Source organism: Streptomyces laculatispora, from assembly GCF_017353455.1.
Lineage (GTDB): Bacteria > Actinomycetota > Actinomycetes > Streptomycetales > Streptomycetaceae > Streptomyces > Streptomyces laculatispora.
Genome location: NZ_JAFMPZ010000367.1, coordinates 1 through 10,671, shown reverse-complemented (window position 1 = coordinate 10,671; position 10,671 = coordinate 1). Strand labels below are relative to the sequence as shown.

Sequence of the window (10,671 nt, the reverse complement as noted above, 5' to 3'; positions counted from 1 at the left end):
CTCCTGCGCGCCGCCCCGATCGAGCCAGCCGGGCACACCATGACCCACGCGAGGCTGCTGCGCTACCTGGAGATCAAGGTCCACCACCTCATCCAGGACCAGGACTGGAACAGCATCCGCGTCGTCGGCGGTTACGACCGCACGGCGGTGGTTTCCCGGTACGAGAAGACCGGGAAGCTGTTCAACGTCGAGCGGCCCACCGCAGAGGTCCACGGCCCTGACCTCGTCGTCAAGGCGTTCCCCGGCGCCGACTACGTCCAGCACTACGCCCTGATCATCGCCACGTACCTGGCCATGACCGACCGCCCGGCAGACACCGTCACCTATCAGCCGCCCGAGCAGGAGGAGTGCCGAACGGCGCTCAACGCGCTTGACCTGGAACTGGACGGCGACCTGGTGATCGTCGGTTGGGGCCTTCAGTACCTCGCGCCCGAGAACGGAGCGTGGACCCGCGGGCCCGGCTACGCGTGGCAGCGCACCGAGGTCGCCGGCCGTCGCGTGGTCTACCTCGGGTTCCTCCACAGCATCTGGGGGGACGTGGCCGGACGGGTCGTCGCGCGCCTTGCCGAACTCGGCGCAGGCGACGTCGTCTACGTCGGCAAGGTCGGCTCGCTGACCCCCGGCGTCGAACCGAACGCCTGGCTGGCGACCGGCAACAGCAGCCTGGTACGCGGGGCGATGGTGAGCTGGGACGACTTCTTCGGCGACTACGCCGCCGCCCACGACGGGGTGCGCAGCGGCCTGCACGTCTCCTCCCCGTCGATCCTGCTGGAGAACCGCGACTGGCTTCTCCAGCACACCGCCTCGTACGCCTTCGTCGACCCGGAGATCGGCCCCATGGGGGCGGCGGCGCGCCAGGCGGGGATCAGATTCGGCTACCTCCACGTCATTTCCAACAACCTCGCCACCCACTATCCCGCCGACCTGTCCAATGAGCGGCACGGCGACGTCCTGCGCCAGCGGGCCGTCCTGGTGGACCGCATCCGCACCATCATCACCGGCCGCCTGACCTCCAGCCCGACGCACACCCTGGGAGAGTCCCGATGACGGCGAACGCGCCGACCACCCCCGCAGCCGGGAAGCTGATCACCTTCGTCGGCGGTGACGGGGCCGGCAAGTCGACCCTCGCCGCCCGCCTCCACCAGGCCCTGAACGACATCGGCCACACGGCAGTCCTCATCGGCAAGCACAGCACCGACGTCCCCCAGGACCCGGAGCTGTCCGCCTACCTCGACTGCCTCAACGAGCTGGTCTACCGGCGCGACGCCCGCGTCGCCCAGGCATGCGGCGACCACTACTGGCTGCTTGCCCTGGCCTCCTGGTACACCCTGCAGGACCGGCTCGTTATTCAGCCGGCCCTCGCCGCGGGCACCCACGTGATCCTCGACAACGCGCACCACAAGATCCTCGCCCGGTACGCGGTCAACCCCGAGGTCTCCCCCCGCCTGTGCGAGCAGGTCTTCGCGCATCTGACAAAGCCGGACCTGGTGTTCTTCCTGAACATCGGTGCCCGCGAGGCTCTCGTCCGCAAGGGTTCGTTCACTTCCTTGGAGGCCGGCCACGCCGGCGGCGGTGACGAGGACTTCATCCGCTACCAGGACACCGTCCTGGAGCAGATGCGCGAACAGGCGGAGCGCGGCGCCTGGCTGACGCTGGACGTCGCCCAGTTGGACCGCGACCAGGTTTTCAAGGCCGCCTCCGCTGCCCTGGCCGACCGTCTGCACCTGACCGTCTGACCCAGCCCCGATCCCGATCGACAAGGAACGCACCATGGACCAGGCCCTGCCCGCCAGCGGGACATTCGTCTGCCACGGCATCACCTGGGCGAGCGGAGACCCCCGTCTTCTGCTTGCCCCCGTGACCGGCGGACCACTCGTCTACGCCCCGGTCACGGGCAGGCGCCTGGGTTACCAGGTGAGCGGTACCGGCCGGTGGTGCACCGGCCGGTACCGGTTCGCCGACCGCGTCCGCGTCGAGGCGGTCGCCTGCCCTGACCGGGCCCCGGCCGAGGCCGGCGGCCAGTGCGCGGCCTGCACCGGGCGGGATGACTTCCGCTTCGCCCACCGGTTCCACTCCGGCGGGCACGTTCCCGACGCCCTGGCGGCGTACATGGCCCAGCCGCACTGGCTGTACCTGGCGACGTTCGCCGACGGCACCACCAAGATCGGCACCGCGGCCGAACCCCGTAAGCGCTCCCGCCTCGACGAACAGGGTGCCCTGATCGCTAGCTACCTCGCCCGGACTGCTGACGGCCGCGCCGTGCGGTTCCTGGAGGATGCCCTCACCCGCCACCTCGGCCTGACGCAGACCGTGCGAGCCGCGGCCAAGCTGACGGCCCTGGCCGAGCTGCGCGACCTCGCCCCGGCCGGCGCCGCTCACCAGCAGCACCTCGACCGCGCCACCGAGGCCCTGAGCGACCTGAACGTCCCGGCCACGCCCGAGCCGTGGACGCCGCCCGGCGATGGCGACCTGCTGCGGACGCCGGGGGCCGGGAGGCCCTTGTACCCGCACGATCCACGCTCCGGTGAGCACGGGCTGACGGTGCTCTCCTGCCTCGGCTCTCAGGTCCTCGCCACCCTCGATGGCGGTGATGAACAACTGCCCTACATGCTCGACCTCGGCGCCCTCAAGGGCCGGTGCATCGTCCTCGGCGCGCAGTTCTCCTCACCGCCCGCCGCCGTACAGTCCGCGCTCTTTTGACCCTGTCCGAACGCACGGCCTGGACTGCCGGGCCGCCCTGAGAAGCGAGGCCACAGCAACATGGCACCCCAGGACGCCATCCTCGGCTGGGACGAGGACAGCAACGCCGAGGCGTACAACGCCTTCACCCGCGCCCACCCCATGTACGACGCGACCAGCCGCGACCTTGCCCGCCGAGGCCAGCTGGCCAACGCCAGCCTGGTGGTCGACCTGTGCGGCGGCGCCGGCGCGACCGCCCGCGCGATCCTCGACCTCATCCCGGCCCGAGCCCGGGTCGTCTCCGTCGACAACGCCGCCGCGATGCAGCGTGTCGGCCGCCGCACCCTGACCGACGCCCGCCTGGCCTGGATCACCTCCCCGGCCGAGCAGCTCGCCGACCACCTCCACGCTGACAGCGCCGATGCCGTGGTGTGCAACTCCGCGATCTGGAAGACCGATACCGCCGCAGTGTTCACGGCCGTCGCCCACATCCTGCGCCCAGGCGGGCACTTCGTCTTCAACATCGGCGGCGGCTTCGCTGGCGTACGGCACCCCGACGAACAGTCCGTCCGCACCGGGCCCTCACTGAACGCCCTCATCGGCCAAGTCGCCGCTGACGACCACGGATACACCCCGCCGACGGCCGCAGACGCGCCGCCGAAGCTGCCGCTGGAGACGGTCGCCGAGCAGCTGACCGCAGCCGGACTCAATGTCCTCGATACCGACGTCACCGCCCAGCACAGCACCATGGCCGAGAAGAAGGCGTGGCTGTCCATACCCGTCTTCGCGCGGCCCGAAGGCGACTTCACCCACGCCCAGCGGATGCAGATCCTCCACACCGCCTATGCCATGACCACCCCCGACGCCCCGACCGTGACGAGCTGGCTCGTGGTCGTCGCCCAGCGGCCGGAGGCCACCGCATGAACCCGGCCGCCCCGGTGCCCGGCAGCAAGGACCGCCTCTGTGACCACACAAGCGTCGGGATCCTGGTCTCCTCTCCGAACGGCCTCCTGGTGTTCGAGCGGGCGACCCCTCCGGCGGGAATCGCCCCGGTCGCCGGCCACGTCGACCAGCACGGCGGCCCCAAGCAGGCCGCCCGCGACGAGGTCACCGAAGAGGTCGGCCTCACCGTCACCCACCTGCAGCCGCTGCTGGACCAGTGGCGGCCCAACCGCTGCCGCCGCACGCCCACCGGTCCGGTCGGCCACCACTGGTGGATCTACCAGGCTGAGGTTTCCGGATCACTGTGCCCCTCTCCCCGCGAGGTCCGCGCCCCTCGGTGGATCCACCCCGATGAGCTGCAGCAGCACGCGCTGCGGACCGCCGCGTACACCGACGGACACTTGAGTCAGGAGCAGTTCGAGCGGGAGCCCGGCCTGGAGCCGGTGTGGTGCCGCTTCCTGCACGACCTTGGGCTAGTCACCCTGCCCTCGGTCGACCTCGACCGGATTGACGCGGTCCTGTGAACGGTGACCAGAGGCGTCGCTCAGCAGGAGCCGACCGCTCGGCTGGCCGCAAGGCGCCAAGCGTGCGCACGGATCCGCTCGCGGTCCTCGGGGAAGACGCTGTCCCAGTCGGTGTCCAGACGGAACCATGCCGCCGGCTGGTTCTGCTCCCCGGCGAGCGGCACGTCGCGTCCGACGATCGCGGCATAGGACAGGCCCAGCGTCGGAGACCAGTCGGCCCGGTAGGAACGCACCGCCACGGCTGCGGGCTCGGGCAGCAGCTCGGTGGCCAAGCCGGTCTCCTCCAGCAGCTCTCGTGCCGCCGCCGCACGCGGCGCTTCGCTCGGCTCCACCTTGCCGCCTGGCGGCACCCATCCGCGCACGCGGTGCTTGACCAGCAGGACGTGCTCGAAGGCAGGGTCGGTGACCCACACCTCGGCCGCCAGCGGCTCCATCGGATGCCGACGGGCTTCCTCCAGCCAGGCCCGTGCACCGTCGAACTCCCATGCGGCGAGGCGGGCATCCGCAACAGCCTCGTCCAAGATCACCTGACCGACTTCACCATGACTCACCCGGCCCACCCTAGGCCGACGGGCCGGCCGGACGTCGCAGCAAGAAGCGGGCAGCCATCCGGCCGTGTCCGGCCGACCCGGTTGCCCCCTTGGGTTGTAGGGCGATCACCCGTGGTGCCTGCTTCACACGAAGGAGTCCAGCGTGCACGATGAGCAGACCTCGGACCGAGGAGCCTGGGTCGTCCTCGGCGGCGTCCACCTCCTCAACCGCACCGCGCCACGGCGGCCCAACGAGCCGATCGTGCTCGTACGGGTGCCACCGCAGGAGGTGTGTCAGCCAGCCACCACCGTGATCGTCCGCTGGGACGCGCTTGGGCCCTGCCCGACCGAAGCGCTGCACCCCGGCGGCACCCGGCTCGGGTCAGCCCGGATCGACGGCGGCGAACTGTTCCCCGACGCCATCGCCGGCCTCGCCCTGCGTGGCTTGGTCGGCGCCGAGGCCGCCCGGGGCCTAGTGCCGCTGTGCTATCTGGCCGAACACCCCGGCGGCGGCTACCACGCGTACGCGCAGATCCGTTTCCACCCCGAGGACGCCTGCTTCGTCCGCACCACCCGAGAACCAGTCGGCCACGGCCCGGTCGAGGAACTGCGCTGGCTCGACCCCGCGCTGACGGCTCACGCTGAGTCGAGCACGGCGCTCAACAACCACCTCCGGTACTTCCGCAAGCACTTCTCCGGTACCGAGCTGGAGTTCAAGTACACCCTCGACCCGGCACCGGACATCTGGGCCGCGTCCATGGAACTGCTCAAGGCACTGCGCGACGGCGAACTGGAAGGCTGCCGTCCGGAGTACCGGGAAGAGTTCCAGATCCACCACACCGAGAACCATCTGTTCGACGTCACCGGCCCCGAGTCCGAGATCGGCTACGCCTCCTTCATTCCCACCGTCACCGCCGGGCACGTGGTCAAGCGGAAGTGGTTCACGGAGGACGCCTTCGCCCGCCGCGAGGAACTGACTCCCGGTCTCGACATCACCCCCGACCGCTTCGAGGCGTACCTGGGCGAAGATTTGGGCCTCCAGGTCCGGGCTATGCCGCCCTTCCAACGCGTCCGCTACGACATCCAGTGCGAGTCGATGCGCACCGGACACGTCTACGGCATCTTCCTCGACCGCTGCGCCCTCCTGGCGGCACCCGAAGTAGTGCTCTCCCAGTGCGAGCTGGAGTACCTCCGCTCGCGCAGCATCCTCGAACACGACCAGGACGAGGTCCTCACCGAGATGAAGCGGATCGACAGCTGGCTCTGCGAGTACCTCGCCAGTCACGGCTGGGCGGCCGAGCACACCTTCTACTCCAAGCGCAGCTTCCTTCGCGACACGATCGCCCTCCGCCCAGACCTCGCCACGCCATGACCGACCAGGCGGCCCCCGGCAATCCCCCGCAGGAGGTACCGCAACCCACATGAGTGATCGAACACAGCATCACAACCCGCCCCACCCGACCACAGAAGGAGAGGGCCCGCTATTCGAAATCAGGTTCTAGATTTCGCCCGCCTCCACCCGTTACGGCGACAGCAGACTCGCCGTTACCCGATCACCTGTCCGCATCTCGCCCCGAGGAGCCCCCATGCATCCCGTACGCCGCCCTGCGCTCGTTCATCCTGCGTTCGAAAACACCACTGCCTCCTCGGGCGCCAGCCTTCACCTCGCCTCCGACCGCGCCGCGCTGCTCTCCGGCGGAGCACGACCGGATACGAGGTACCTCGCATGACGGACTCCGCTCGTCTTCCCTCCCCTCTCCACGCCCTGGTGGAGAGCGTGCTGGGCCCCCTGGACGATGTGCGGGACTCCTCGCACGACCGCGACAACTCCCAGGTATGGAGGGTGACTGGACCCACTGGCTACCACTACGTGAAAGTGGCGCCCAAACCGATCCTGTATACGCGCGAGACCCGTGCCTACCGGGTGGCCGTTCCTCACCTCGGTCACGGCAATGCCCCGCTGCTGCGCGACAGTTCCGCGGAGCTGCTCGCCCTGATCCTGACCGCCGTGGACGGCGAGCCGTTGAAGGAGGAAGAGTCACCCGCGCGCCGCCGCACGGCCCACCGGCAAGCCGGGCAGCTCCTGCGCCGCTTCCACGACGCCATGACCGGCCCCCCGGTCCAGCCGGAAGCCGACACAGTCGTCGAGAACACAGTGGCCGGCCTGGACAAGCACCTCGCCAAGGCCGGCGACCACCTGTCCACCACGGAAGCCGAGCTGCTGCGGCACCTCGTGGGCGCGCTGCCCGGCTGCGGACCGCTACCGGCCGGGTGGCTGCACGGGGACTTCTGGGAGCGCAACCTGCTCTGGAACGGTCAGCGCTGCACTCTGATCGACTTCGAACGCAGTGAACCGGGCCCCCGTGTCGCCGACTTCGTCAAACTCGCCACCTCGCTGTGGCTAGACCATCCCGAACTGCGGACCGCCCTGTTCGAGGGGTACGGCCGGCCTCTGTCCGAGGCAGAGGAATACGCGCTGACAGCGTTCGCAGCAGCTGACGCCGCCAGCGCTCTCGCCTACGGCCCCCGGCACGGCGATCCGCTCGTGACCGCGCGCGGCCGGCGCACCGTCGCACACCTGCTACAGGAGGGCCGTCTGTGAGTGACGCGCGTCACCTGCTGATCGCTGACGCGGCCCAAGTCCTGCTCCGCTCGAACGGCGCAGCCCTGTGCGTACGTCGCAAACCGGAGGCGGCCCTCGCACCGGGACAACTCACCGTCGTTGGTGGCCATCTGAAAGCCGGCGAACCGCTCGACCACGCCGCGCGGCGCGAAGCGGAAGAAGAGACGGGGGTCCGCATCAGCGCCGAGCAACAGGAGTTCTGCGGCCTCATTCACCACCACGAATCCGGCGACGGCCCGGACCGGGTCACCGCCGTCTTCGTCGCCCAGTCCTGGGCGGGCGAGCCGCACAACGCCGAGCCGGACAAGCACGAGGGCTTGTTCTGGGTATCGATGGAGATGCCCCCGCCGGACTGCCACCCGCACACCACCGCCATCTTCCACATGATCACCCACGGCCCGTCCTACCGGGCTCTGAACTGGCCGACGCAGGGAGGCAGCGAGTGAAGCGATTCTTCGGCAAGGTCCGCATGGCGGAGCCCCAGGTCTCCGAGGCAGAACGCGAGCTCTTCGGCGGGCCGTTGCGCTACGACATGGGCTGGTCCCAACACGAGCACGCGGGCCTGGACTTGACCATGCGATCAGCGCTGCGACAGATGCCCAGACTCGTCGGCGCTGCCCTGCGGATGGCCTGGAGCGCGGATCGCCGCGCGCTCGTGGCGGTCGCGATCAGCGAACTCGGCCAGGGCATCGCCGCCGCGGTCGGCCTGCTTGCCATCAACGCGGTCATGCACGCGCTATTAGGGGGCGGAGACGCTGTCGAGCGGCTGCACGCCTTGCTGCCGGGCCTGCTCGCCGCCGCAGGCGTCGCCGTCGTCAACTCCGCCCTGGCCGGCTGGTCGACCTCTCGGGCCGGACGCCTGGAGCCAAAGGTCGAGCGGATCGCCACCACCCAGTACCTGGCCGCGGCCACCGCCGTGGAACTCGAAGCCATCGACGACCCGGACTTCCGTCGTCTGATCGACATCGCCCAGTACGGGCCCGCCTCCGCGCGCCGCATGATCGGCGCCTGTGTCTCCGCGCTGAACAGCAGTATCTCGCTGATCGCCACGGCCGGTGTGCTCACCGTCCTGCATCCGGCCCTGCTGCCCATGCTGCTGGTCATCGCTGCGCCCCGGGGTTGGGGCGCCATGCGGGTGGCACAGGAACGCTACGTGTCGATGATGAGCTGGATCGAGCACGTGCGGGCCAGCCGCCTTATTGGCAACCTCCTCACCGAGCGAACGGCCGCCCAAGAAGTACGTATCCACGCCGTGGGTCCCTTCCTCCTCGACCGGTATCGGCGCATGGCCGCGAGCGCAGAGGCGGAGCAGGAGCGTCTGGCCTCCAGCAAGGCCGTCACCGAATGGGTCGCCTCCGCGCTGTCCGGGCTGGCGATGGCCGCCACCTACGGAACGATGATCTGGCTGGTCATGGCCGGTCATATGAGCCTCGCCGTCGCCGGCACTGCCGTGATCGCGGTGCGGACCGGGTCGGCGAGCCTGGGCGCACTGGTGATGAACACCAACCAGCTGCACGAGGAGTCCCTCTACGTGCGGGACCACGGTCAATTCCTGGTCGAGGCTGCCCAACGCGCTATCCCTGAGACCGGCAGTCTTGTCCCTGACCAGGTCAAGCAGGTCTCCCTGGAGCACGTCACCTACCGGTATCCCGACCGCGACGCACCGGCCTTGGACGACGTCACGCTCACCTTCCCCATGGGGTCGGTCACCGCCGTCGTGGGCGAGAACGGCTCCGGTAAAAGCACCTTGATGAAGATCCTGTCCGGTCTGCTGCTGCCTCACGACGGCACGGTGAAGTGGGGCGAGGCCGACATCTCCGGGCTGGAACGGGCTCAGGTCTTCCACCGCGTCTCCCTGCTCACCCAGGACTTCCAGCGCTGGCCTGTCACGGCCGCGATGAACATCCGCATCGGTCGTCCCGACCACGTCGCCTCGACGCGCGACCTGCAGACGTCCGTCGACTACGCCGGAGCCGGGCCCGTCACCGCCAAACTCCCCAACGGGCTGGACAGCATGCTCGGCCGCATGTTCCGCGGAGCCATCGAACTTTCCGGCGGGGAGTGGCAGAAAGTGGGTCTGGCCCGCACCCACTGGCGTAGCTCAACATCGCAATCGGACAGCGTCCTGATTGTCGACGAGCCGACTTCCGCCCTCGACCCGGAAGCGGAGATCGCTGCCTTCGACCGTATCCGGCGCCTGGCCGCACCGCACCGGGCCGTCGTCCTGGTCACCCACCGCATGTCCGGTGTCCGCCACGCCGACCGCATCTACGTCCTCAACCAAGGGCGCCTCGTCGAGCACGGCACCCACGACGACCTCATGGCCGCAGGCGGGCGGTACGCCGCCATGTTCGACACCCAGGCCGCCCAGTACGCCCCGACCCCGAATGTCCCGAAGCCTGCTTCGCCCAGCGTCTTGGACAAGGCATGACCCGCTCCACCGAAAGGCAGAGCATGTCCTCCTCCCTCCCTTCGTCAGCACGCGTTGCATCGCAGTCCGTTCTGTCAGCAGCGCAGTACGCCGCAACCCGGCACGCGGTGTGGCTCGGGGCCGCCGCGATCATCACCGACCAGGTCGGCCGCGTTCTGCTGGTCCACCCGACCTACCGCGAGGACGACCGGTGGCTGCTGCCCGGCGGAGTCGTCGAACCCGGCGAACACCCGCACGCCGCCTGCCAGCGCGAGATCACCGAGGAACTGGGCCTGGCGGACCTGACCCTGTCGGGCGTGCTTGCCGTCCACTCCCTCTCACAGCACCACCCAGACATCAGGCCCGCCGCGCCCTTCCCTGGAGAGATCCGATATGTCTTCGACGGCGGAACCCTCACCCCCGACCAAGCGAAGGTGATCCGCCTGCCTCGCGAGGAGCTGTCCGAGTACGCCTTCCTCGAAACCCGGGACGCGGTGCAGCGGCTGCGTCCCGTGGACGGGCAGATCATGCTCGCCGCCTACCGTGCCCGGCTCGGGAACACCGCCACGGCTCACCTCGCCGACGGCCGGCACATCCTCGACGTCCCGGCGCTGGATCGCCATGACGTCCACGTCCGCTACCGGCCCTTGTGGGACAGTCCCCTCAACCGTGGCCCTGTGTCCGAGCGGCTCCCCGTGCAGCAAGCCTGGGGGTGGTGCTTCGTTCCCGACGGCCGGGTCGTCCTTGTGGCCGACCCCGGCCCCCGGGGCGCCCTGCCCATGCTGCCCGGCGGCACCGTGGAGAAGGCCGACACGATGCCCGAGGCAACCCTCCACCGCGAAGCCGCCGAGGAAGCCCAGCTCATCCTGACCGACCCGGTGCGACTGGGCTGGGAGCTCGATGAGACGGGCGAGGTCTACGGCGGGGTGGGGCCCAATGCCAGGCTCCGACTGGCCGCCCGTC

11 protein-coding genes are annotated in these 10,671 nt (G+C 69.7%); 10 read left to right on the top strand and 1 reads right to left on the bottom strand.

Going from position 1 to position 10,671, the window contains the following annotated elements; genetic code table 11:
• From J1C73_RS19300 to J1C73_RS19280, 5 genes are all read left to right on the top strand, one after another.
• A partial coding sequence (locus J1C73_RS19300; protein ID WP_242644399.1) for a hypothetical protein occupies positions 1-1,047 on the top strand: 1,047 nt, incomplete at its 5' end.
• The gene (locus J1C73_RS19295; protein ID WP_207317505.1) at positions 1,044-1,736 is read left to right on the top strand and encodes a dTMP kinase; all 693 of its coding nucleotides are present in this window, start codon (positions 1,044-1,046) and stop codon (positions 1,734-1,736) included. The genes J1C73_RS19300 and J1C73_RS19295, both read left to right, overlap by 4 nt.
• 34 nt (positions 1,737-1,770) lie before the next feature.
• Positions 1,771-2,700, top strand: a complete 930-nt coding sequence (locus J1C73_RS19290; protein WP_207317504.1) for a DUF2797 domain-containing protein — start codon at positions 1,771-1,773, stop codon at positions 2,698-2,700.
• A 60-nt stretch (positions 2,701-2,760) separates the two neighbouring features.
• Positions 2,761-3,603, top strand: coding sequence for a class I SAM-dependent methyltransferase (locus J1C73_RS19285; RefSeq protein WP_207317503.1), 843 nt, complete (start codon positions 2,761-2,763; stop codon positions 3,601-3,603).
• Positions 3,600-4,145 carry an NUDIX hydrolase gene (locus J1C73_RS19280; protein WP_207317502.1) on the top strand — a complete coding sequence of 182 codons (546 nt, stop codon included), beginning with the start codon at positions 3,600-3,602 and terminating at the stop codon, positions 4,143-4,145. Before J1C73_RS19285 ends, J1C73_RS19280 begins: the two co-directional genes overlap by 4 nt.
• A 20-nt stretch (positions 4,146-4,165) precedes the next feature.
• Here the strand turns inward: J1C73_RS19280 and J1C73_RS19275 are convergent, their stop codons facing one another.
• Positions 4,166-4,666 (bottom strand): NUDIX domain-containing protein, encoded by a 501-nt coding sequence (locus J1C73_RS19275; RefSeq protein ID WP_207317501.1) that lies wholly within the window; start codon positions 4,664-4,666, stop codon positions 4,166-4,168.
• Positions 4,667-4,838: 172 nt separating this feature from the next.
• Here J1C73_RS19275 and J1C73_RS19270 point away from each other — a divergent pair, with 172 nt between their 5' ends.
• From J1C73_RS19270 to J1C73_RS19250, 5 genes are all read left to right on the top strand, one after another.
• Complete coding sequence (locus J1C73_RS19270; protein ID WP_207317500.1) at positions 4,839-6,047, top strand: hypothetical protein; 1,209 nt, start codon at positions 4,839-4,841, stop codon at positions 6,045-6,047.
• Between the two features lie 354 nt (positions 6,048-6,401).
• Complete coding sequence (locus tag J1C73_RS19265) at positions 6,402-7,277, top strand: phosphotransferase enzyme family protein (RefSeq protein ID WP_207317499.1); 876 nt, start codon at positions 6,402-6,404, stop codon at positions 7,275-7,277.
• On the top strand, positions 7,274-7,744 hold the full coding sequence (locus tag J1C73_RS19260; protein ID WP_207317498.1) for an NUDIX domain-containing protein: 471 nt from the start codon (positions 7,274-7,276) through the stop codon (positions 7,742-7,744). Before J1C73_RS19265 ends, J1C73_RS19260 begins: the two co-directional genes overlap by 4 nt.
• Positions 7,741-9,729 carry an ABC transporter ATP-binding protein gene (locus J1C73_RS19255; RefSeq protein WP_207317497.1) on the top strand — a complete coding sequence of 663 codons (1,989 nt, stop codon included), beginning with the start codon at positions 7,741-7,743 and terminating at the stop codon, positions 9,727-9,729. Before J1C73_RS19260 ends, J1C73_RS19255 begins: the two co-directional genes overlap by 4 nt.
• Positions 9,730-9,836: 107 nt before the next feature.
• Positions 9,837-10,671 (top strand): NUDIX hydrolase (locus J1C73_RS19250; RefSeq protein ID WP_307797735.1); only part of this gene is annotated, 835 nt, incomplete at its 3' end.